Annotated in this window: 20 protein-coding genes; 9 read left to right on the forward strand and 11 right to left on the reverse strand. The window is 63.1% G+C overall.

Annotation, left to right across the window (positions count from 1 at the left end):
* Positions 1-242: 242 nt before the first annotated feature.
* Together ACFSDX_RS02190 and ACFSDX_RS02195 are read left to right on the forward strand one after the other, a co-directional pair.
* Positions 243-1223, forward strand: a complete 981-nt coding sequence (locus tag ACFSDX_RS02190) for an aldo/keto reductase (RefSeq protein WP_382311563.1) — start codon at positions 243-245, stop codon at positions 1221-1223.
* 188 nt (positions 1224-1411) lie between these two features.
* Entirely contained in the window at positions 1412-1978 is a 567-nt protein-coding gene (locus tag ACFSDX_RS02195) for a DUF4136 domain-containing protein (RefSeq protein ID WP_382311564.1), read from the forward strand.
* A 93-nt stretch (positions 1979-2071) separates the two neighbouring features.
* Here the strand turns inward: ACFSDX_RS02195 and ACFSDX_RS02200 are convergent, their stop codons facing one another.
* From ACFSDX_RS02200 to ACFSDX_RS02210, 3 genes are all read right to left on the reverse strand, one after another.
* A complete protein-coding gene (locus tag ACFSDX_RS02200; RefSeq protein ID WP_382311565.1) occupies positions 2072-3220 on the reverse strand; it encodes a Gfo/Idh/MocA family protein in 1149 nt (382 codons plus the stop codon).
* A 320-nt stretch (positions 3221-3540) separates the two neighbouring features.
* Complete coding sequence (locus ACFSDX_RS02205) at positions 3541-4422, reverse strand: pirin family protein (protein ID WP_382311566.1); 882 nt, start codon at positions 4420-4422, stop codon at positions 3541-3543.
* Positions 4423-4482: 60 nt separating this feature from the next.
* Entirely contained in the window at positions 4483-5556 is a 1074-nt protein-coding gene (locus tag ACFSDX_RS02210; RefSeq protein ID WP_382311567.1) for a glycosyltransferase family 4 protein, read from the reverse strand.
* Between the two features lie 160 nt (positions 5557-5716).
* Between ACFSDX_RS02210 and ACFSDX_RS02215 the strand changes: the two genes are divergently transcribed.
* A complete protein-coding gene (locus ACFSDX_RS02215; RefSeq protein WP_382311568.1) occupies positions 5717-6604 on the forward strand; it encodes a hypothetical protein in 888 nt (295 codons plus the stop codon).
* On the opposite strand, the gene ACFSDX_RS02220 is transcribed toward ACFSDX_RS02215, so the two are convergent.
* The 4 genes from ACFSDX_RS02220 to ACFSDX_RS02235 all read right to left on the reverse strand — a co-directional run bounded on the left by ACFSDX_RS02220 (position 6593) and on the right by ACFSDX_RS02235 (position 10622).
* Positions 6593-6739: a hypothetical protein gene (locus tag ACFSDX_RS02220; protein ID WP_382311569.1), complete on the reverse strand. Its 147-nt coding sequence runs from the start codon at positions 6737-6739 to the stop codon at positions 6593-6595. The two genes, ACFSDX_RS02215 and ACFSDX_RS02220, sit on opposite strands and share 12 nt — an antisense overlap.
* Before the next feature lie 75 nt (positions 6740-6814).
* Positions 6815-8623, reverse strand: a complete 1809-nt coding sequence (locus ACFSDX_RS02225) for a peptidoglycan D,D-transpeptidase FtsI family protein (RefSeq protein ID WP_382311570.1) — start codon at positions 8621-8623, stop codon at positions 6815-6817.
* A 254-nt stretch (positions 8624-8877) separates the two neighbouring features.
* Positions 8878-9342, reverse strand: coding sequence for a c-type cytochrome (locus tag ACFSDX_RS02230; RefSeq protein WP_382311571.1), 465 nt, complete (start codon positions 9340-9342; stop codon positions 8878-8880).
* A complete protein-coding gene (locus ACFSDX_RS02235; RefSeq protein WP_382311572.1) occupies positions 9339-10622 on the reverse strand; it encodes a PQQ-dependent sugar dehydrogenase in 1284 nt (427 codons plus the stop codon). Before ACFSDX_RS02235 ends, ACFSDX_RS02230 begins: the two co-directional genes overlap by 4 nt.
* A gap of 121 nt (positions 10623-10743) precedes the next feature.
* On the opposite strand from ACFSDX_RS02235, the gene ACFSDX_RS02240 reads away from it, so the two are divergent.
* From ACFSDX_RS02240 to ACFSDX_RS02260, 5 genes are all read left to right on the forward strand, one after another.
* On the forward strand, positions 10744-11511 hold the full coding sequence (locus ACFSDX_RS02240) for an alpha/beta fold hydrolase (RefSeq protein ID WP_382311573.1): 768 nt from the start codon (positions 10744-10746) through the stop codon (positions 11509-11511).
* A gap of 142 nt (positions 11512-11653) precedes the next feature.
* Positions 11654-12541, forward strand: coding sequence for a transporter (locus tag ACFSDX_RS02245; protein WP_382311574.1), 888 nt, complete (start codon positions 11654-11656; stop codon positions 12539-12541).
* A gap of 42 nt (positions 12542-12583) precedes the next feature.
* Positions 12584-14140 carry a DUF1800 domain-containing protein gene (locus ACFSDX_RS02250; RefSeq protein WP_382311575.1) on the forward strand — a complete coding sequence of 519 codons (1557 nt, stop codon included), beginning with the start codon at positions 12584-12586 and terminating at the stop codon, positions 14138-14140.
* A 126-nt stretch (positions 14141-14266) separates the two neighbouring features.
* Positions 14267-15493: a DUF1501 domain-containing protein gene (locus ACFSDX_RS02255; RefSeq protein WP_382311576.1), complete on the forward strand. Its 1227-nt coding sequence runs from the start codon at positions 14267-14269 to the stop codon at positions 15491-15493.
* A 130-nt stretch (positions 15494-15623) separates the two neighbouring features.
* On the forward strand, positions 15624-15998 hold the full coding sequence (locus ACFSDX_RS02260) for an SPW repeat domain-containing protein (protein ID WP_382311577.1): 375 nt from the start codon (positions 15624-15626) through the stop codon (positions 15996-15998).
* A gap of 172 nt (positions 15999-16170) precedes the next feature.
* On the opposite strand, the gene ACFSDX_RS02265 is transcribed toward ACFSDX_RS02260, so the two are convergent.
* The 3 genes from ACFSDX_RS02265 to ACFSDX_RS02275 all read right to left on the reverse strand — a co-directional run bounded on the left by ACFSDX_RS02265 (position 16171) and on the right by ACFSDX_RS02275 (position 20269).
* On the reverse strand, positions 16171-17013 hold the full coding sequence (locus tag ACFSDX_RS02265) for a hypothetical protein (protein ID WP_382311578.1): 843 nt from the start codon (positions 17011-17013) through the stop codon (positions 16171-16173).
* Between the two features lie 100 nt (positions 17014-17113).
* Positions 17114-19717 carry a lamin tail domain-containing protein gene (locus ACFSDX_RS02270; RefSeq protein WP_382311579.1) on the reverse strand — a complete coding sequence of 868 codons (2604 nt, stop codon included), beginning with the start codon at positions 19715-19717 and terminating at the stop codon, positions 17114-17116.
* Positions 19718-19876: 159 nt separating this feature from the next.
* Entirely contained in the window at positions 19877-20269 is a 393-nt protein-coding gene (locus ACFSDX_RS02275; protein WP_382311580.1) for a VOC family protein, read from the reverse strand.
* 253 nt (positions 20270-20522) lie between these two features.
* On the opposite strand from ACFSDX_RS02275, the gene ACFSDX_RS02280 reads away from it, so the two are divergent.
* Positions 20523-21515: an aspartate-semialdehyde dehydrogenase gene (locus ACFSDX_RS02280; RefSeq protein ID WP_382311581.1), complete on the forward strand. Its 993-nt coding sequence runs from the start codon at positions 20523-20525 to the stop codon at positions 21513-21515.
* 378 nt (positions 21516-21893) lie between these two features.
* Here ACFSDX_RS02280 and ACFSDX_RS02285 read toward each other — a convergent pair whose 3' ends face one another.
* Positions 21894-22895, reverse strand: a complete 1002-nt coding sequence (locus ACFSDX_RS02285) for a phosphotransferase enzyme family protein (RefSeq protein WP_382311582.1) — start codon at positions 22893-22895, stop codon at positions 21894-21896.
* Positions 22896-23041 lie beyond the last annotated feature (146 nt).

Here is a 23041-nt window from a genome sequence, read left to right on the forward strand (position 1 = left end):
CTGTTGACCGCGAACCAGCCGTGGAGAGATGTCTTTCCGTATGCTGACTCGCTGATTCTAAACATGCTAGCGTTGTGCGTAGTGGCGTATGCTGCTTATTACCTGTACGAGCAGTGCTTTCTACTGCTCAAGAATAAGTTTAAATAGGCACCCCCTAAAAGCAATCTGGTGAACGCCGCCTAAGTGCCGTAGCCGTATACATGTGTTCAACCACCTAGGCTGCCTGTGGCGGCTGCTACGCTATGGAATTTACTCGTTTGGGGGCTACTGGCCTGCACGTTTCTAAAATATGCCTGGGCACGATGACCTACGGTACGCCCACCGAGCGCTGGCCCTGGGCCCTGAATGAGGAGCAAAGCCGCCCCTTTATTCAGAAAGCGCTGGAGCTGGGCATCAATTTCTTCGACACGGCCGACGTGTACTCGAACGGGGCGAGTGAGGAAGTGGTGGGCCGGGCGCTGCGCGACTTTGCCAAGCGCGACGAGGTGGTGCTGGCCACCAAGGTGTTTAACCCCATGGGGCCGGGCCCGAACCAGCAAGGATTGTCGCGCAAGCACATTATGAGTGCCATCGACGCGAGTTTGCAGCGCCTAGGTACCGACTACGTGGATTTGTACCAGATACACCGCTGGGACTACGACACGCCCATTGAGGAGACGCTGGAGGCGCTGCACGATGTGGTGAAAGCCGGTAAGGCGCGCTACATCGGCGCTTCCTCGGTGTTTGCCTGGCAGTTTGCGCAGGCGCTGTACCTAGCCGATAAACACAACTGGACGCGTTTTGTGAGCATGCAACCGCACTACAACCTGGTGTACCGGGAGGAGGAGCGCGAGATGCTGCCGCTGTGCCAAGACCAGGGCATCGGCGTCATTCCGTGGTCGCCGCTGGCGCGCGGGCTGCTCACCGGCGGGCGCTCGAAGGAGCGCAACGAGACGGAGCGCGCCAAAACCGACGCCTTCGGCAAAAGCCTCTACGGCCGCGACGACGACTTTGCGGTGGCCGACCGCGTGACGCAAATCGCTCAGGAGCGCGGGCTGCCCAATGCGCAAATCGCGCTGGCCTGGATGCTGACTAAGCCCGCTATTACGGCGCCCATTGTGGGAGCCAGCAAGCCCGGCCACCTAGAAGATGCCGTGGCAGCCCTAGGGGTGAAGCTGAGCGCTGAGGAAATCAGGCGCTTAGAAGAGCCCTACCAGCCGCACCCGGTGCTGGGCTTCTCGTAAGCCTGAGCCCTACGTGGCCAATTAGCCTAGTAAGCTGCTGGATTATGCTAACCGAGCAGCTTACTAAATCGGCTGGCTACTTGCTCGTTAGCGGTGGGCTGCTCGGCTAGGGTGGCCCAGCAGACTACCCAGGCCACTTGGCCGTATAAGTTGCTTGCCCCTACCTCACCCCAAACTTCCCGCTGTTTATGCGCCCTGCACCAACTTACCTGAAAATGCCGCTGCTGGCGTTGGCGCTCGGCCTGGCGGCTTGCTCAACGAACGAGCGACTGGCGCAGGTTGACCAGAAAACGGGCATCAATTTCGCCAACTATAAGACGTACGGTTTTATGGATGCCGTGGCGCGCAACGACTCCGCGTTTCAGAATTCGGGTACCGGCATCTTTGACCTGAAGCTGGCCGTGACGCGGGAGATGGAGCGTCGGGGCTATCGCCAGGCCGCGCAGCCCGACCTGTGGGTAAACATTGGGATGGTAAGCCAGCAGCGCACTCAAACGCGGCCGGGCGACTTTCGCACCGATGCCGCGGCGCGCTACATTGGCCAGCGCAACTACCACTGGGATGCCCGCGACGTGCCGGTGGGCCAGTATCAGGAAGGCACCGCTACCATCGAGCTGGTCGACGCGGCCCGCAAAGAGCTGGTATGGCAGGGCACTACGACCAGCATCCTGTCGAAGTCGGCCGCCCGCTCGGCCAAGCAGATTGACAAAGCGGTAGCCACGATGTTTGAGAAATTTCCGGTGGTGCCGCGCTAACTAAAGTGTACCGTGGACCTCACGGGTCCGCGCGTGAGTTGCTAGGTTAGTCCCAGCCACGCGCGGACCCGCAGGGTCCACGGTACACTTTAGTTACCGGGCCTGGGTGCGGTCGATGAGCTGTTGCACGTCGGTGGTTGCTACCTTCTGGCCAGTTTCGGCGGCGCGGTAGATGGCTAGTAGCAGCTGCACATCGCGCAGGCCCATTTCGCCGGGCACGCGGGTGGGCTTGTTTTGTAGCACGCAAGCGGCAAAGTCGTCCATTTGGGCGGCCTGCTGGTTGATGTTGGGCAGGTTGAGCTTGTTGTCGTTTTTGCTGGTGCTGCCCGCCAGGCCACCGTAGGCGAAGGCCGGCTGCAACTCAAACCAACCGTTGGCGGCCTCAGCGCGTAGGCGGCCGGCCAGGTTTTCGGCGTAGCTGGTGTGGCAGTCGGCCGTGGTGCCGTCGGCAAACTGTAGCTGCCACTTGATGCCCGCCTCCACATCTTTGAAAAGCTGCGGGTTGGTGTTCGGGTCAAACTTGGCCGTGACCGCTACGGGCACTTGGCCTTTGGTATAAATGCAGCCCTGCAGGCTGTAAATACCCATATCCATGAGCGGGCCGCCGCCGCCCAGCGCCTTGTCCACGCGCCACGGCGTGTCGTTGCCAAATTTAAAGCCGTTGTCGGATATCAGGTGCTTGAGCGGCCCGTAGGCCTGCGTCTGCCCTAGGTGCATCATGGCTTGGTTGTGCGGCTCGAAGTGCAGCCGGTAGCCGATGCTGAGTTTTTTGCCGGCCTTTTGGCTGGCGGCTATCATGCGGCGGGCATCGGCCACGGTGGTGGCCATCGGCTTTTCGCAGATGACGTGCTTGCCGGCCTGGGCTGCCCGCACGGCGTACTCGGCGTGCAAGGCGTTGGGCGTCACCACGTACACAATATCGATGTCCGGGTCGTTTACGATGCGCTCGAAGTTAGTGTAGCTGTAGATGTTCTTGTCGGCCAGCTGGTACTGCTGCTTCCACTGGGCTGCCTTCTCGGGCGAGCCCGTGACGATGCCCGCCAGCCGGCACAGCTTGGTTTGCTGCAAAGCCGGCGCCAGCTGGCCGGTGCTGTACTTGCCCAAGCCCAGCAGCGCCACGCCCAGCTTGCGCTCGGGCGGCAGGGCAAAGGCACTCGGCGCCAGCAGCGTAGCGCCTACCCCTAGGGAGAGGGTCCGAACAAAATCGCGGCGCGAGGCGGCGGAAGCGTGCAAGTCTAGCATAGCGGGGGGGGGTAGGTATGAACCGCTTACCCCTAACCGCGCCCAGGGGTTATGTTCAGCTTAGTTTGGGACCTAGCGCGGTTCCGGGAGCAGCGTACCGAAAAGCCGTAGCGCGAACTTTGTAGTTCGCGTTTTTGCAACGATTCGAACGGCGTAGAAACGCGAACTACAAAGTTCGCGCTACGGCTACGGCCCTCCTATACACTGACTTCGAAACTGCTCTAGGGAAAAGCAAACGGCTGCCCGGCTACTAATAAGCCGGGCAGCCGTGGGGCTAGGGTCTGAGCAAAAAACCGTACGTTATGCGGCTTAGTACCGCATTACTCGTCCTCGGGAAACTTGCCCATGTTGCCGCTTTCAAAATCGGCGATGGCGGCCATCAGCTCCTCGTTGGTATTCATCACGAAGGGTCCGTAGGTGGCCAGCGGCTCCTCGATGGGCGCGCCGGCCAGCACTAGCACAAGGCTGTCGTCGGTGGCCGTGAGTTGCACGTCGGCCGAGTTCCAACCCAGCACCACCAGCTGCTGCGTCTTGGCGGGGCGGTCGCCATTCACTAAAATCGCACCGCTCGCTACATAAAGGCCCACGTTATAGGCGGCGGGTAGAGTGAGGGTAAAGTCGTCGCCGGCGGCTAGGTGCAGGTCCAGCAGCGTCATCGGCGAAAAGGTGCTGGCCGGGCCGGTAGCCCCGACGTAGCTGCCCGCAATGACGCGAATAACGCCTTTGCCGCCCGGCACCGGCACATTGGGGATGCTGGCGGCGCGCAGCTCCTGGTATTTGGGCGGTACTAGCTTGTCGGCCTTGGGCATGTTTACCCAAAGCTGCAGCAGCTCCAGCTTGCCCCCGCGTTGGGCAAAGTCGCGGTCGTACATCTCGGCGTGGCGCAGGCCGGCGCCGGCGGTCATCCATTGCACATCGCCGGGGCCGATGGTGCCGTCGTGGCCGGCCGTGTCGCGGTGGGCCAGGTAGCCATCGTAGACCACCGTCACGGTTTCGAAGCCGCGGTGCGGGTGCGGCGGCGAGCCCAGGGGCGTGTCGGTGGGCGCAATCTGCATCGGCCCAATGTGGTCGATGAGCAGGTACGGACTCAGCTGCCGGATGCGCGGCCCCGGCATGGGGCTGGTCACGTCGAAGCCGTCGCCGACGAGCTTCTTGTTGCCATCAATAACCTGAAAAACGCGGCGAAATTCGGGAGTAGCCATCTGGTAGAGATAGTGGAGTAAAGGCAGAGAACGAGTATACGCAGTACTGGCGCGGCCAGCCTAGCGGCCGAGCAGCTCCTGGTACACGGCCAGGTAACCGTGGGCGGCCTGCTGCCAGCTAAATTGCCCGGCCTGGGCCTGGGCCGCTGCCGCTCGTGCGGGCGAGTGCCGGGCCAGGCCCGCCGCCAGCACCTGCTGCATGTGGGCCGGGGCAAAATCATCGAAATAATACGCCGCCGCCCTGCCCACCTCGGGCAGCGACGTGAGGCGACTCAAGAAGGCGGGCTTGCCCAGTTGCATGGCCTCCACTACCGGCAGGCCAAAGCCCTCGGCCAGCGAGGGCTGCAAGTAAGCCAGGCACTGGCCGATATACCAGGCCTTGTCGGCCTCGCTGATGCGGATGAGCACCCGCACCCGGTCGGCCACGCCCGCCTGCTCGGCCGCCGCCCGAATGGCCGCCACGTAATCGCCCTCCGTGAAGCTGCCCGCAATAATAAGCTCGTACTCATTGCCTTGCAGCAGGGGCGGTAGCACGTGAAAGTTCTTCTTGGGGTTGACGGTACCTAGGGCGAACAGAAAAGGCCGCCGGGGCACGTAGGCCGGCGCGTGGCCGGCGGGCAGCGCCGGTAGCGCCTCTACCCCCCGCGGCACGTAGCGCAGCGGCTGGCGGCCGGTGTAGCCCAGCAGGTCGGCGTGGCGCAGGATATCCTGGCGCACAAAATCGGAGATAGTGACCAGGTAATCAGCCCGTTTGATGTTACGGCGTACCATGGCCAGCTGCCGGGTGTAGGTGCGCTCATCGGGGCGCTGGTGCAGAAAATTGAGGTCGTGCACCGTCAGCACCACCTTGGTAAAGGGACTGGTGGGCACGTACCAGCTCAGTTGCGAGGTGGCGTGCCAGAGCCGAAAGCCGTAGCTTGGTGGGTTGAAATACTTGTGAAAGCTGCGCTGCGTGAGGTAGCGCACGCCCGTGCGGCCTAGACCACCCACCTCGGCGGGCGGCACGTAGCAGTAGAGCTGGTAGCGCTGGTTTTGGCGAATGAGCTCGTGGGCCAGCGGCACCACAAAGTGGCTGAAGCCACTATCGCGGTCCTTCAGGGCTTCACAATCAAGAATAATGCGGGGTAGCGACATGAAGAAGCGCAAGGCGGCCAGCGAGCGGCTGGCGCAAATGAAAAAACCGGCGCGGCCGGGCCCGGGCCAAGCTACGCCGGCGCTACGGTGGCACGAAGAAAAGAGATTAGCCTGAACTTGCGCCCCGAACCAGTAGCCCACGTTTTAGCTCAGCCCTCCCATGCCCGCCGCCCCCTGCTCTCTGATTTACCTGGCCTACGGCTCGGCAGCCTTGCACGCGGAGGCCGTCTACAGCCTGCTTTCCTACTACCGGGTGGCCCGGCCCGCGGCGCAGGTGCTCATCTACACCGATGCACCGGCCGCCTTCCGGCAGGTGCTGGGCGAGCGGCCCGCCGTGCACTACCCCGCCGTGACCCCCGCCGAATGGTACAGCTGGCGCGGCAGCAGCAACAAAGTGTACCTGCTAAAAATCGGGGTCTTGACCCACGCCGCGCAGCACTACCCCGGCAACTTGCTTTTTGTGGATACCGATACCATCTGGCAGGCCGACCCGGCGCCCCTGTTCGCCCAAATCGAGCGCGGCCAGTTCGTAATGCACGTCAGCGAGGGCCGGCTGGCGACTGGCAACGAGCTAAGCCGCAAGATATTCCGTCGCCTGCGGGGCCAGATTTTTAAAGTAGGCCAGCGCGAGTTTGCGATTGACAGCGCCACGGTGCTTTACAATTCCGGGGTGCTGGGCCTATCGTCGGGGCTGGCGGCGCAGCTGCCGGGTGTGGTGGCGCTGGCCGACGAGCTGTACGCCGCCTACGACAAGCACATGATGGAGCAACTGGCCTTCAGCATGTGGTTTGGGCAGGCCGGGGCCATCGCCGAGGCCGCTCCCTACGTGCTGCACTACTGGAACCTAAAAGCCGCCCGCCCGCTACTCACGCACGTTTTCGAGCAGTACGCCCCGCACTCGCTCCAAGCGTTTTATGAAAAGGCGGAGGCGCTGGATTTGGCCGGTTTGCACAAGTCTGAAATGCGCTACCGGGCGCTGCCTGGTTGGCGCCGCACGCTGCTCAAGCTGGTGGGGCGCCGGTGGCGCATGCCCGCCCTAGGGCAATAAATAGTTCGCTCCAGAAGCGAGTACCGTAGTAAAGCGCAGCTCGCCCTGCCCCTGCCGCAAAAACGTGAGGATGGAAAAGTGCGCCTGAAAGTGGTTCTGGATGTTGGTACCAAACACCAGATAAAGCAATTGCATACGCGCTGGGCAGGGTAGGGGAGGCCCAAAAATACGGCCATTCAGGCCGGCCCCGAACCCCGCGCCAGCCGCTGTTTAATACCCGTGCTGGGCCCGGCGCTGAACCCGCGCCTCCCAACGCTTGCGGCGGGGCGCAATGCTGCCGCGCAAGTACTTCTCCATTACCAGTACGGCGCAGGGCGCGGCGGCGGTGGCGCCAAAGCCGCCATTCTCGATGTAAACCGCCACCGCTATCCGAGGATTATCGGCGGGGGCGAAGCCCACGAACGCGGCGTGGTCATCGCCTTCATCGTTTTCTACGGTGCCGGTTTTGCCCGCTACCGTGATGCCCACATCGGCCAGGCTGGCGGCTTCGGCGGTGCCGCCGCGCTGCATTACGGCCACCATGCCAGGCACCAGCGCCGCAAAGTTTACGCTGTCAACAAGGGTATAATGCTTTTCGGTGAAGCGCGGCAGCGGCCCGCCGGCCCCCACGCTGCGCACCAGATGGGGCGTGTAGTACCAGCCCCGGTTGGCCACGATGGCCACCATATTAGCCATTTGCAGGCCCGTGAGGTTAATCTCGCCCTGCCCGATGCTGAGCGAGTAAACGGAGCGATACGTCCAGTTGGGCGTGCCGCGCGCTTTGTCGTAGTAAGCCGGGGTGGGTAGAAAGCCAGGCGCTTCGCGCGGAATGTCTACGCCCAGCACCGAATCTAAACCAAACGACCGGGCGTAGCGGCGCCAGAGCGCTAGGTTGGCATGGCGGGCGTGTGGGGCGGCCGCAGAGTCCAGGGCAAGGCTATCGGGCACGTGGTCGATAAGATTCCGCATCACCTGGTAGAAATAGGGATTACAGCTATACTTCAGGCCCGCCGCTAGACTATTGGCCGGTGGGTGGCGGTGCACACAGCTGATGAGCGACTGGTCGCAACGAAACGAGGTAGCCGGACTGATGGCGCCCAACTGCAACGCCACCGCGGCATTCACCAGTTTAAATACCGAGCCGGGCGGATTGGCCAGCATCGCCGGCCGGTTTAGCAGCGGCATGTCTTCGTGATACAATAGCTTGGCCCGGGCGGCCGCTTGGTCGGGCGCGGTAATGATGCCCGTCTTGTATACGGGCGCTGACACGAAGCTCAGGATTTCGCCGGTGCGCGGGTCTATAGCAACCAGGTAGCCCTTGCGGCGACCTAGGAGTTTTTCGGCGTAGGCCTGTAGTGGCAGGTCGAGGGTTAGGTGCAGGTCTTGGCCTTGCTGAAAGGCAGTGTCGGGCGCCCACTTGCCGTGTTCCTGGCCCTGCGCATCCACCAACGGGTGCTGAGCGCCCCGGTGCCCGCTGAGCAGGCCGTTGTAGTAGCCTTCGATGCCGCCGTTGCGCAACTGGTAAAAGCGGCCGCGCCGGTAGCGTTTGGCCTGGCTGAAGAAAGCCTGCGCCTCCGCCCCCATGTAGCCCAGCACGGACGCGCCTACGCTAGTAGTGTAGGCGCGCTGGCGGCCCTGGGTCAGGGTTAGCGCGGGCCATTCTTTGCTATGGCGGCGCACCCGCTCGGCTTCGGCCTTGGTGAGGCTGAGCTGGACCGGGTAGCCAGCGGCCGCTTCTTCGTAGGGTAGGGCCGCGGTAATGCGCTGCTGCAGGGTCCTAGGTCCCCAGCCCAGGAGCTGGCCTAGCGCCAAGGTGTCGAGGGGTGGGCGGCGGGGTAGCTTCAGCAGGTACTGGGGGCGCGTGGCCACCAGCACCGAATCGCGGCGGTCGAGGATGCGGCCCCGCTGCGGTAAGTCGGGCAACACCACGCGCCGCCGGGTGTAAAGCACGCTCGTATCTACCGTCTGGGTCTGTACGCCAATTTGCTGTTCAGGGGAGGAGCAAGCAGCCAGCAGTAAAAATCCAGCTAGTAAACTCATTTTGTAAGTAATTGAAATCGTGCGCATGAAGGAAACCTTACGCAATTGCCGAGTTCCTGGATGTGCTTTTTAACAAGTCGAGCTAATCGGTACCGAGCCAAAGCCGGCGCTGGCCTGAGTAGCCCGCTCCAGTTCGCTATCCCCTTCACCAGAGCGTAAGCGGTGCTGCATACTACGCGCCGCTTCTCCCTACCCTTAAATAGCACGCGGCAGCCCCGTTGCCGGAACCGCCGCGTGAGGGACCTAGGTAGCGGTTATTTCAGGGTGGCGCGCACGGCTTTTACCTCGGCTAGCTGCACGGCGCTGGCTTTGTTGCCGAAGTTATTGCGGACGTAGGTGAGCACGTCGGCGATTTGCTGGTCGGTGAGGTAGGCCTGGGCGGGCATGTGCTGCTTGTAGTCCTCGCCGTCGATTTCGATGGGCTCGGCCAGGCCAGCCAGCACAATGTGCGCCAGTTTGGCCTTGTCGCCGAGCACGTAGGTGGTTTTAATGAGCGGCGGGTTGATAGGCGGTAAGCCGCCGCCATCGGCCTGGTGGCAGGTGATGCACACGTTTTTGTACACCACGGCGCCCCGCGTGAGCGAGGCTGCCAGGGCGGGGTCGGCGGCGGTTTTGGCTGATGCCTTCGCCTTCGCTTTGGGAGCGGGGCGATGCTGGGCTTGCATCGTGAGGCCTGCACCGGCTAGGAGGACACCTAGGAGGAATTTCTTACTAATCATTTCTTGGCGTTGTACACGATGCGGTAGATGGTGCCCTTCGAGTCGTCGCTGACGTAGAGCGAGCCGTCGGGGCCCTGGGCGAGGCCGCAAGGGCGGTGGTCGGCGCGGCCCGAGGCAGTCTTTTCGGCCGAGCCCGAGAAATTATCGGCAAAAACCTCCCACTGGCCGCTGGGCTTGCCATTGGTGAAGGGCTGAAAGGCCACCATGTAGCCGGCCTGCGGCTCGGGGGCGCGGTTCCAGGAGCCGTGGAAGGCGATGAAGGCGCCGTTGCGGTATTTGGCCGGGAACATGGTGCCGGTGTAGAACAGCAGGCCGTTGGGCGCCATGTGGGCGGGGTAGGCGGCGGCGGGCTTGATATAGTCGCCCTTGGCGGGCGTTTTGCCATCGCCGCCGTACTCGGGGCCTGCCATCACTTCCTTGCGCTGGGGGTCGTAGTAGGTGTAGGGCCAGCCGGCGTTGGCGCCTTTGGTGAGGGCAAACATGCACTCGGCGGGCAGCAGGGCCGACTGCGCATCGGTGTAGAGGGCGGGCCAGTTGTCGTGCAGCTGGTCGCGGCCGTGCTGCATCACAAAGAGCTGATTGTCTTGCGGGTTCCAGTCGAGGCCCACTACGTTGCGTAGGCCGGTGGCGTAGCGCGTGCCCTGGGCGTAGCGCTGGTTGAGCTGGCTGGATTTAAACTGCCAGATGCCGCCCGCCGAGTCCAGGATGGGGCAGTTGGCCATACCCTTCGAGCCGCGGGTGCGGTCCTGCTCCTGGCAGGCGTTGGCGTAGGCGCCCACGTTCACGTACAGGTTGTTATCGTTGTCGAGCACGATGGACTTGGACTCGTGCTGGCTGCCTACTTTGAGGCCGCGCACCAGTAGCTCGCCCTTGGCGGGGTCTACTATTTCGCCGCGCTCATCGAGCTTGTAGCGGTACACGTCGTGGTCGGAGGAGGCGTAGAGGTAGCCGCTCTTCACGTACATGCCCGTGCCGCCGTAGTCGCCGAAGCCGCCCGTGACAGTGGCCTTGCCGTTGGGCTGGCTGTGCAGCGTCAGGATGCCTTTGCCATCCTTTACCTTATTGAGCTTGACGTAGATAACGCCCTGCGGCGTGATGGCGATGTGGCGGGCTTTGCCGCCGGTTTCGGCCACTTTGAGGGCGCCGAAGCCAGCGGGCAGCTTTAGGCCAGCGTTGTCGGGGTCGGGCGCCACGCGCACGTTGGTTTGGCCGGCGTAGAGCAGGGCGCTGCCCGCGAGGGCGGCCGTGCCGAGCAAGAGGCGGGAATAGGTAGAACGCATAGGAACAAGAAAAGAAAAAACCGGATGGGGAAGTGAATGGGCGTACTGCTGCCAACTAGTAATAAGGACGTAAGGTTGCGGCTATTAGCTGCGCCGCGCCTAGGTGGCTACTTTTGCGCTCATGCCCACTGCCCAGCCCACCATCGTTTTCCTGCATGGCTTTGCCGAAAGCCGCGAAGTCTGGACCGAATTTACCCGGTCTTTCCCCGACACTTACCGCCTGCTGGCGCCCAACCTGCTGGGCCACGGCACCAGCCTGGCCCCGGTGCCCGACTTCTCGATGGAGGCCCAGGCGCGCTACGTTATCGACCACCTAGGGCGCCGCAATGCCACCGAGCCGGTGCTGCTGGTGGGCCACAGCATGGGCGGCTACGTGGCCCTGGCGCTGGCCCAGCGCTACCCCGAGCGCGTGGCCGGCCTGGCCCTCATCAACTCCAGCGCCTACGCCGACACCGACGAAAAGCGCCAGGCCCGCGAAAAAAACAGCAGCTTCGTGGAGCGCCACGGCGTGAATAAATTCATGGAAAGCTTCGTGCGCCCGCTCTTCGCGCCCGCCAACCGCGACCGTCTGCCCGAGGCCCGCGCCCTACTCGAAGATATCGGCAAAGCCACGCCCGTAAGTACGCTGGTGGGTGGCCTGCGCGGCATGGCCGCCCGCCCCGACCGCACGGCCGTGCTGCGCGCCGCCCGCTTCCCGGTGCTGCTGGTGGCCGGCAAGCACGACGTGGCCGTGCCCCTGGCCGACTCGGTGGCCCAGGCCGCGCTGGCCCCGGTGGGCACCGCCCTGTTTCTGGAAGGCAGCGGCCACCTTTCCTACCTAGAGCAGCCCGAAGCCACCCGCCGGGCGGTGCTGGCCCTGGCAGGCGCCGTGTTTGGGGAGCAGCCGTAAGCCTGAACTAGCCCGAAGAAAAAGTAGCGGCACGTAGCTTCTTATTACTGATGCGGAAAGCTGGCGGTAGCGTCGCGCTAGTTAATTCTGGCGCCGGTGCCCTGGGTGGCTACTGGCGCACATTAGTGCGTAATTGCCGCCCATGAAGCAATTGGCTACCCTATTTACTGCGTTGCTGGCAGCCGGGCCGCTGGTGGCCTGCGCTCAGGCCAACGACGATAACCACCCCAAGTTTTCGAGCCCCTACGACTCGGCGCACTTTAGCTGGCGCAAGCCCGTGCCGCGCAACCACCTGCGCCCGCTGCGCCCCGACCGCCCCGGCACCACCGAAAGCCCCTTTACCGTCGATGCCGGCCATTTTCAGCTCGAAACCGACCTAGGGCGCCTCATCAACGAGCCCGGTACGGAGGAAGACCCGCAGCAGCGCACCTGGCACGTGGCCTACGCGCTGGTGAAGCTCGGGCTGAGCCGCAAAACTGACCTGCAGGTAGAATTACCCCTGTACGCGGCGCAAAAACAGCGCCCCGCCGACGCCACCGACTGGGACGAGAGCCAGCGGGGCTTTGGCGACGTGGCCGTGCGCCTCAAGCACAACTTCCTGGGCGATGACCAGGAAAGTCCGCTGGCCGCCAGCATCATTGGCTTTGTGCGCCTGCCCACCGGCGCCAGCGGCATCAGCAACGCCCGCCCCGAGTACGGCGTGGTACTGCCCGTCAACCTAGAGGTCGGCGATACTTATAACCTGGAAGCCCAGCTCGAAACCGACCTCGACTACGACCCCGAAGAGGCGCGGCGCTACGTGCGCGTGATGCCGTCGGTGGCCCTCGACCGGCAGTTTGGCGAGAAGCTGGGCCTACTCGTGGAGGGTGCTTTTCCCTGGAATAGCGAGCAGCACCGCTGGCACGCGCAGCTCAACGTGGCGCCGACATTCAACGTGACCGACAACTTCCAGCTCGATGCCGGCACCCATTTTGCCCTCAATGGCCGCACCCAGCGCGAGTACTTCGTGGGCCTGACGGTGCGCTACTAGGGCCGCCGGGAGCGAGGCGGGCGAAAGGTGTAAATTAAACCTTTGGCCACGCCCCTCATCCTACCCGGCATGAACTCGCAGCAGCAGCTTCAGCACTTGTACTGGCGCGCCGGCTTTGGCCCGCGCCCCGCCGATATCGCCGCCGGCCTGAGCCCCGCCAAAGCCCTGCGCCAGCTCGTGCGCGAGGCCGAGCCGTGCGTGCCCATCGAGGGCCCGGCCCTGCACTACGCCGACCCCCTAGGTGCCGTGATGGCCGTGCCGCCCGCCGCGCCCGCCCCAGCCGCGGCTCCGCTGGCTGATGCCCCGGCCCTGCTGAGCCCGCGCACGGCGGCGCTGCCCGCGGGCCGGCTCGCCGCCCCTGTGCTGCGCCGCCGCGACCTCACGCCCGAGCAGCGCAAGCAGCAAAATGCTGGCATCCGCGAGGCGTTTGTGGCCATGAGCACTGCCTGGATGGCGCGCATGGCCACCGGCCCCGGCCAGCTGCGCGAAAAAATGGCGCTGTTCTGGCACGGCCATTTTGCCTGCCGCACGCGCCGCCCCGACGATAGCCTGGCGCTGCTCAATACCATTCGGGCGCACGCTCTGGGTCGGTTTTCGGACCTGCTGCTGGCCGTGAGCCGCGAGCCGGCCATGCTGCAATTCCTCAATAACCAGCAGAATAGGAAGGAACACCCCAACGAAAACTTCGCCCGCGAAGTGATGGAGCTGTTCACCCTGGGCCGGGGCCACTACACCGAAGCCGATGTGAAGGAAGCCGCTCGCGCCTTCACCGGCTGGAGCTACGATGGGCAAAGCAACTTCGTGTTTCGGGAGCGCCAGCACGATGCCGGGCCCAAGACCTTCCTGGGCCACAGCGGCAACCTAGGCGGCGAAGACGTGCTCACTATCATCTTGCAGCAGCCGGCGGTGGCCACGTTTTTGGTCACCAAGCTCTACCGCTTTTTCGTGAATGACGTGCCCCAGCCAGCGCACATCGAGCCGCTGGCCGCGGCGTTTCGCCGCAGCAATTACGATATCACCGACTTGGCCGAGCGCCTGTTTTCGGCCGATTGGTTTTACGATGCGGCCAACGTGGGCGTGCGCATCAAGTCGCCCGTCGAGCTGATAGCTGGCCTGCGCCGCACCCTAGGCGTGCAGATTGATAACGCGCAGCCGCTGCTGGGCTACCAGAAGGCGCTGGGCCAAACGCTCTTCATGCCGCCCAACGTGGCCGGCTGGCCCGGCGGCCGCAGCTGGATAGACTCGTCGTCGCTGCTGCTACGCTTGCAGCTGCCGGCCATCCTGTTCAAAAACGCCGAGTTTGCGGTGCGCCTCAAGGACGACGAAAACGACATTACGCCCCAAACCACCGGCCAGGAGCGCACCGTGCGCAACACCGTGGGCGCCCATTTGCCGCTGGCCGCGCTCCAGCAGCTCCTAGGTAGCGCCAGCGCCGCCGAGCAGCCGCAGCAGTTGGCCCGCTGCCTGCTGCAAGCCCCCATTCGGCCCGAAAACCTGGCGCTGGTGCAGCAGGCCGCCGCCAAAGCTGCCACCCCGGAGGAGCAATTGCGCACCATGCTCATCAGCTTGTTGAGCTTACCCGAGTATCAGCTTTCTTGAGCCTTAACTGGTCAAAACGGCTGTCCTTGCGAGCGCAGCGAAGCAATCGCATCAGGACGAGCCGTTTGGGTGCGATTGCTTCGCTGCGCTCGCAAGGACAATTTTAATTAGACAATCTACCATATTATGCAACGCCGCCGCTTTCTGCAATCATCCGCTTTGGCTAGCACGCTGCTGCTGGTGCCCAAATTTTTGCACGCCCTCGACCGGCCCGAAACCCGGCTGGCCGCCCTGCTGCGCGACGCCCCCACGGGTAAGGCGCGCCGCCTCATCGTGGTGCAGCTTAGCGGCGGCAACGATGGGCTGAATACCATTATCCCGTATCGCAACGACTTGTATTACAAGGCCCGACCTAGCCTGGCTTTGAAAGAAACCGACGGTATTTTGCCGCTGAGCGACGACCTAGGGCTGCACCCCAAAATGACGGGCCTCAAAGGTCTCTACGACCAGGGCCAGCTGGCCGTACTCAACGCCGTGGGCTATCCCAACCCCGACCGCTCGCACTTCCGCTCAATGGATATCTGGCAAACCGGCTCGGGTTCGGAGCAATTGCTCACCACCGGCTGGCTCGGCCGCTATCTCGATAGCAACTGTGCGGGCTGCGAATTGCCGTACCAAGCGCTGGAGGTAGACGACACGCTCAGCCTAGCGCTCAAAGGCCAACTGCGCAAAGGCTTGGCCGTGAAGACGCCCAGTAAGTTTCACCAGCTCACCCAAAGCCGCTACCTCAGCCGCTTGAGCCAGGAAGCGGCGCCCGCCGCGGCCACCTCCGAGCTTGACTATCTGTATAAAACGCTGGCCGAAACCGCGTCGTCGGCCGACTACCTCTACGACAAGTCGAAGATTCATACCAGCACCGCCACCTACCCTAATACCGACCTAGGGCGCAACCTCAAGACCACGGCCGAGCTGATTACCTCTGGCGTCGAGTCGCGGGTGTACTACTTGGCCCTCAGCGGCTTCGATACCCACGTGCGGCAGCACGAGCAGCAGGGCCGCTTGCTGGGCGAGCTTTCCGATGGCCTGGCCGCGCTGGCCGCCGACCTGCAAAAGAATGGCGAGTGGGATAATACGCTGGTGATGGTATTCAGCGAGTTTGGGCGGCGCGTGACCCAAAACGCCAGCAACGGCACCGACCACGGCACCGCCAACAACGTGTTTTTGCTTAGCGGCGCCCTGCGCAAGCCCGGCCTGCTTAACGCCCCCGCCAGCCTGGCCGACCTCGACCAGGGCGACCTGCGCTACCAGGTCGATTTTCGCAGCCTCTACGCCAGTATTTTGGCCGACTGGCTCGGGGCCGATGACCAGCTGGTGCTCGGGCCTGGCATCGAACGCCTTGCGGGCTTGGTGTGAGGAGGTAGGCGGCCGCTGATAGGGTTGAGGTAATGAATTGGAAAGCAGCGCTGTAGGGCAAGCTGGGCTATATCCTTGCCCAGTTCAGGCCGTACCTAGGGCCGTTTTACCCTCTTCATCCCTTCCTGTTATGAAACCCATTTCCCCCGCCGTGCACGGCATTATCGACTACATGACCTGCGCGTTTTTTGCGGCGGCGCCCAGCCTGTTTGGCCTCACCGGGGCCTACGCCACGGTGTGCTACTTGCTGGCCGCCGGCTACCTGGTTATTTCCCTGCTGACCAATATGCCCCTGGGCTTGTTTAAAGCCATTCCGTTTTGGCTGCACGGCAAGCTAGAGCTGGTGAGTGGCCCGGTGTTTATTGCCTCGCCCTGGCTGTTCGGCTTCGCCGAAAATGCCACGGCCCGCAACCTGTTTGTGGGAGCCGGCATCGTGTTTCTGGTGGTGTACATGCTCACGCAGTGGTACCCGCAAGAGCGCCCCGCCACGGTAGCGCATTCGTAGCGTTTAGTATTTAGTTATTAGTGGGTAGTTATCCAGAAGACGGCTGTCATGCTGAACGAAGCCTCTCTATCAATTCATCCAAACCGTTCAACGGTGCGGTAGAGATGCTTCGCTTCGCTCAGCATGACAGCCGTCTTTTGGATAACTACCCACTAATAACTAAACACTAAACTTACAGCGGCACGTTGAAGCCGAGCGCGTAGGTGAGCTGGGCCGAGCCGAAGTGGTGGGTCACCAGCGTTTGGCGGTCGTAGCCGATGCGCGAATTGGTGTAGTTGGCAAAGGCGCCCTGCATATCGGATTGCAGGAAAAAATACCGGAATATCTCGAAGCGCAGGCCCGCGCTGGCGCCGGCCACCCAGCCTTCGTAGCGAAACGGCCCTTCGGAGTGGCTAGTAAAAATGGACGCGATGGTGTAGGTAATCATGGGGCCGCCGCCCACCTTGCCGATGGCGCTCAGGGCCAGGTGCCGGCCCACGAGCAGGCGCTGGCGCTTCACGAGGTTCACCATCAGGTAGTTGTTGCCGTTGGTGTGCTGCAAGTGCACAAAATCGGGCGTCACGAGCGTGTCGCGGTCGAAGCGAAAGCCCCGAATCTGGCCCGCCGCCCGCATCACCTGGTTGTCATCAACCACGTACTTGAGGTGGTTCCAGGCCAGCTCGATGCCTAGGTCGTGCTTGTCGCCAAACATGTAGCCCATCGTGGCATCGTACTGCGGCACGGTCAGGTTGCTGGGCTTCCAGAAGTCGCTCATGCTCGCGTGGTCGTGCGCGATGGCGTCGTGAAACGTGAAGTCGAAATCGTCCGTGGTGGTGTTGCGAAAGCGGATATCCGACTTGGTGTACCAGTCGCGGTTGTAGCCCCAGCTGAGGTAAACCGAGCCGCGGTGGTGGCCAATGGGTAGCGCGGTAGTGCCCACGGGAGCGGGGGTAGCGGGTGGGGTAGCACTCGGCTGGGCCGCCAGCGGCCCGGCCAGGCCCAGCAAGGTGCCGATAGCTAGTATATAGCGCTTCATCAAATACTTATGTAAAACTTTTAACTGAAAAAAATCAGACAAAAGTACTACCTAAGCTTAGCAGTAAGTGCTGCGCTAGCTCAACAGTTGCACCGCGGCCCTACAGCCGGGCGCCCACCACCACCGTTTTCTTGTACTCGCGCCGCTCGCCGCCGCTGGGCCTAAATAGCTCGATGTAAAGCAGGTAGTAGCCCACGGCCGCCTTGTGGCCGGCCTCGTCGGTGCCATCCCACTGCACAAAGCCGGTGGTGGGCAGGCTCTCGTTGCGCAGCAGGCGGCGCGTGAGGCGCCCTAGGGCGTCGTAGACCGTCACGGAGCCTAGGTAGCCGGGCTGGTCGAGCTGGTAGTTGAGAGTCGTAAAGTCTTGTTGGCCATCGTCGTCGGGCGTGAAAAGCTCGGGCGTTAGCGTCAGCTCCTGGCTGCCCCCGGCGGCGTCCTGGCCCTGGGAGTTGGGCCGGCCGGGGGTAGCGTAGCCCGCTGCGCCGGCCGCCGAATGGAAGTTGCTCGCTAGGCTCGGGCCCGCCGCCCGAATGCGCTCGAGGCTCACGCCGGCCGGCGTACTTAGTAGCGAAAGCTGCTGGTTTTTGTCGTAGGCGTAGTGGTCAAGCTCCTGGCTGCCCGTATCGTAGAGGTACACGGTACCCGCACTGTTGTCGAGGGCCGGGAAGCCCGCCACGGCCAGCAGCGCCGCCGCATCGGTGCTAGTGGGGTACTGGGTTTGCAAGACATTGACATCGCTGGTGAGGGCCACCAGCTGGCCCGGCGCCAGCACGTAAGGCGCCGCCGGGCTGATAACGCACGTGCCAAGCCCGCTGGCTTTTTGCGTAGCGAGCTGGTAGCCTTGCAGGTTGAGGTAGCGCGCCGAGCGGTTGAGCAGCTCCACAAAATACACCCCGCCCGAGCGGTGGTTGAACAGGATTTCGTTGAAGACCAGGTCGCCCGGCTGGGCCGCCTCGGGCAGGGCCAGGCCGGTTGAGGTGAGCGCCCCGCTGGCATTGCCGACGCAGTCGGTGACGCGGGCCACGGCCACAGTGGCCGGCTGGCTGGGCCGCAAGGCCACGCTCAGCAACAAATCCACGGCCCGAAAGTCGGGCCCTACGGGCGTGGCCTGGCGCACACCTAGGGTGGTGCCGCTGCTGCTTTGCAGGGTGTACAGGGCCGGGCTGGCCGCCGAGGCGCTGTCCAGCTTTTCCCCGAAATACAGGCGCACGGTACTGGCGGTCAGCGCCGTGGCGCGGAGTAGGGTAGGGGCCGTGCGGTCGGGGGCTGGGGCGGCCACGCTGTTGCGGCGGGCGGGAGTGCCGCCGCTGGCATCTTGGCTGGCCAGCCAGTTTTCGGCGGCGCCGCAGTAGGCGCTGGGGTCGCGCATTTCGAGGGTCCAGCCGCCGTTTTTCTTGCGCTGGTCGCGGTACCAGTCGTCGGTGTAGGCTACTTCGAAGAGGGTGGTGCCGGTGCGCCCGCGCAGCACCAGCTGGTCGCCGGCGTTGGTGAGGGAAGGGAAGTTGCTAACGCCGTACACTTTGCCATAGGGCGCGAACTGCGCGGCGCGGGTGGCGCCGCACACCACCGCGTACTGGCCGGGCAGCAGCTGGGCGGTATCGGGCAGCACTGCGGCAGGGCCGCCGGGCTTCAGCAGCCGCACGCCGCGCAGGCTCAGTAGCTTGCCGGCGGTGTTGTTGTAAATCTCCACAAACTCCGACGCCGGCAGGCCCACCACCGGCGTTTCGTCGGCCATAATCTCGGTGATGAGCAGCTCGCCCACCTGCGGCGCTACTGGCACGCCGCCAAAGGCGGCCGTGAGTGGGCCAGGGGCTACGTTGCCGTAGAGGTCAGCTACTTGCCTTGCCTCTAGGGTATTAGTGCTCGCAAAATCCTGCCCAAACGTGAGCCGCACTACGGCCGGGTTCAAAACCGATACCTGGGCGGTGGCGGGCACCGCGCCCGTGGCTAGCCGGTAGCGGGCCGGCTGCGCGGCCGTGCTGGGCTCCACGGCTTCGTTGAAGACTACTTCAACCGTACGCGCATCGAGCGGCGCGGCCCGCGTTAGCAGTGGCGCCGTGGCGTCCGTCACGTTGAAATCATCAAAGTAGAAGCTCTTGCTGTTGGCCGCCGAGTATAGCAGCGACACGCCTACCACGGTGCTGCGCTGGTGGGTGTTATCGACGGGCTGACTGGCCTCGGCCACGAAGTTGCGGCCGCCGCCTAGGTCACGCTCTAGCTTCCACTGGCCTTGCAGCGAGCGGGTTACGCGCACGCGTACCACGTTGTTGGTGGTGCCTAGGGTACCGTTTTGGCCGTCGATGAGGAGCGACGCTGCTTTAGCCGAGTCCTTGCGAAAGAGGCTTACCTCATCATCGGTGCCGCCCAGGCGCACGAAATAGCCTTTGGTGACCGGGTTCTTGAGGTCGGCCTGCGAGGCTAGCAGCCACACGTCGGCGAGGTTGCCGGATGAGGTAGCCAGCTTCAGGTTAGCCCAAAATTCCCAGGTGGTGCCGGTGCTGGCCTGGCAGGGCGTCACGAGCTGCAGCTGGGTGCCGGTGGTGGCCGGGCCGTTGCTTTGCAGCTGCTGGCTGGCTACGGCAAAGCCGGCGGCATCGCCGGTCCAGGTGGGGTTTTGGGTGAAATTACCGTCGGCAAACGTCTCGGCCAGCTGCGCGGCGGCGGCCAGTGGCAGTAGTAATAACAGGAGTAGTAGGTGCTTCATAAACGCAGCTACCTAGGGTAGCCTCCGCCAAATAAGCATGCAAAAGCTGAACTATAGCGCCGGGTGGCTAAAAGCTGGCTACTGCCAACAAAAGAAGCACTGCCTCAGCGGACTAGGCTGGGGCAGTGCTTCTCTTATTTGTTGATTGAGCGGGCCGCTTTAGACCATGTAAAACTCCCACTGAATACGTTCGGGGTCTTTGAAAGCGACGTACTTCTTGGGCTGAACAGTGTCGGTTTTGACGCCGGTGTTTTCGACGCCCGCCGCCTCCAGGGCGTCGGCCACGCGGTGCAGCTCGGCTTCGTCTTCGCATGCGATGGCGATGTGGTCGAGGCCCACGTTGAAGGGCGTGAAGGTGCCGCCGCCGGGGTAGGTAGGCTCGGCTTTCTTAAAGCCAATGAACGTAGAGCCGACCAGAAAACCCAGGATTTCGGGGGTTTCGAGGGCAATCGGCAAACCCAGCAAATCGTGGTAAAACGCCTTGGCGCGGGCAAAATCGGTGGTGCGCAGGGCTACGTGGGCGAGGCCCTTGGTCTTGGGGTTGATGGCCATAAGTGATGGAGTGGTTTGGTGAAGAGAGGGGTTAGAAAAGCGGGTGCTGCGCCGTTGTTCCTAAACCTCAACGGGTAATCGGCAACTTTGGCTGGCCGGCCCGCCGAATATTTTGCGTTACCTAGGTCCGTAAATCCCTGCTGCAGCTTGCCGCGGCCGTGGGCTCGCTAGCTAACCACTTTTATCCCGACATTTGCCCCGCACCGGCCGGCGCGCCGCCGACCGATTAACGTGCTGACTAACTGTTACCCTCATGAAAATTGCCGTTGTGGGTGCCACCGGGCTGGTGGGCACCGAAATGCTGAAGGTGCTCGCCGAGCGCCAGTTTCCGGTTACTGAGTTGCTGCCAGTGGCTTCGGCCAAATCGGTGGGCCAACTGGTTCATTTCCAGGGCAAAGACTACCCCGTGGTGAGCATGGCCGACGCCATTGCGGCGCGGCCGGCCATTGCCATTTTCTCGGCCGGCGGCGGAGTGTCGCTCGAGTTCGCGCCTCAGTTTGCCGAGGTCGGCACGGTGGTGGTCGATAACTCGTCGGCCTGGCGTATGGATGCTACCAAGAAGCTGGTGGTGCCCGAGGTGAACGCCCACGAGCTGACCAAAGACGATAAAATCATCGCCAATCCCAACTGCTCGACTATTCAGCTGGTGGTGGCCCTCAACGACTTGCACAAGAAATACCAGGCCAAGCGCCTCGTTATCAGCACCTACCAGAGCGTGACCGGCACTGGTAAAAAAGCCGTGGACCAGCTCATGGAGGAGCGCGCCGGCCACACCGCCAGCAACCCCGCCTACGCCCACCCCATCGACCTGAACGTGCTGCCCCACATCGACGTGTTTCAGCCCAACGGCTACACCAAGGAGGAGCTCAAAATGGTGAACGAGACCAAGAAAATCATGAGCGACGACAGCATTCGCGTCACCGCCACCTGTGTGCGTGTGCCCGTTATGGGCGGCCACTCCGAGTCGGTGAACGTGGAGTTTGCCCAGGACTTTGACCTGGCCGACGTGCGCGACGTGCTGCGCCACACCGCCGGCGTGGAGCTCGTAGACGAGCCCGGCCAAAATATCTACCCCATGCCCAAAGACAGCCACGGCCGCGACGCCGTGCTGGTGGGCCGCCTGCGCCGCGACGAAACCCAGCCGAACACCCTCAACATGTGGATAGTAGCCGATAACCTGCGCAAAGGCGCGGCGACCAACGCCGTGCAGATTGCCGAGTATTTGGTAGCCAACGGGCTGGTATAAAGCTTGTTTTGAAAGTAGTGCGAAGCTCCGCTTCGCGTTGCGTTTGGCGGACTCGTTAGACGTAACGCGAAGCGGAGCTTCGTGCTATTTGCTTGTATGCCGGCTCCACAACATCTAAGGCCAAGAGCGCTACTAGCGGGAGCCGGACAGCTACCTAGCCTCGTACCCGCCGGGTGTCTAACGATGCTATAGCACTCGGCGACAGCGGCTGCGACGCGTCATTAGCCTCGGCAGCCGCGACGTGCGGGAGGGTGACGAGCTGCGCTACGGCGTGCGGCTGGTGGGTCTTGAGGTAAATCCACTTTCGGAAGCCCTACTGCTGTGGGCTGACGTGCCTGGCGGACAGTTTTTGCAGGGGCAATGACCCCGAGGTAGGCGCTAGCTGAAGTCGCTGTACCACGCCGCCCACTGCTTTATCCAGCCCAGGCGCTCGCGCAGGTAGCGCGGGCCAAAGAAGGTATTCGACCAGTCGTCGAAGTGGCGATAGGCAAACTCGAAGTAGAAAAGCCAAAACCCCACCCTTAGGTATGGAATAGCGGCCAGCTCGGCTTCGGAGAGTGGGCGCACCTCGCGGTAGCCAGCCACGAAGACGGCAAAGGCCCGCGTGGCTTCTTCGGCCGACACTTTGTGGTGCAGGCGGTGCAGGAAAAAATGCACGAAAATGGTCATCACATCATTGACCAGATAGCCGGGGCCAGCAAAGTCAAAGTCGAAAAACGTGAGCCGGTCGTCGGCGTCGAAGTGGAAGTTTTTGGGTAGGAAATCGTAGTGGCAGTAGCCGTAGCCGAAATCCGCCGTATTAGTGCTTTCCAGCTTGCCAAGGGCTTGGTTCACTAGCGCTTGTAGCTCGGCATACCCCTCGGGGTAGTCGCGGAAAGCGGGTTCCAGCGTGCGTAGTGGCTGGCGCAGGGTGCTTTCTAGGTCGTAGCCAGGGCGCGGGTGCCGCAGCGTGAGGCCCGCGGTGAGGTCGTGCAGCCGGGCCATTTCGCGGCCCACGGTGCGCAGCTGGGCATCGCTGAGGTCCATAACCACCCGGCCCGGCGCGAAGGTGAACAGCACGCCAAAACGCTCGCCCTCGGCCGCCGCTAGGGGTAGCAAAAAGGCGCCGTTGCGGGCGGGTAGCGGCGCCGCCACCGGAGTGCCCTGCGCCCGCAAATACGTGAGCAGCTCTACCTCGCCGGCTATCTCGGCCGAGGAGCGGTGCGCGGCCCGGTATACTTTCAGAATGTACTTTTCTCGCTCGTTTTCGAGCAGGTAAGTATCGCTCACGCCCCGCAATAGGTAACGCCCCCGCAGGTCTGGCAAGCCGTACTCGGCACTAACGTGGGTGGCCAGCGCGCTGGCCGAAAGCGTGGAATACTGGGTCGGGAAAGTAGACATGATACAACATAGGCAGTGAAGAATACCGCGCGGGGCTTAGCCTGCTAGCCAGCCACACGTCAGCCAAAGGTCGTAAAGATGAGGTGGCGCTGCGCCTTTCGCCGGGAAGGTTGGCGCCGCTGCGTGTTACCTCCACACTACCGTTC

Origin of the sequence: Hymenobacter bucti, from assembly GCF_042681145.1 — a bacterium.
Classification (GTDB): domain Bacteria; phylum Bacteroidota; class Bacteroidia; order Cytophagales; family Hymenobacteraceae; genus Hymenobacter; species Hymenobacter bucti.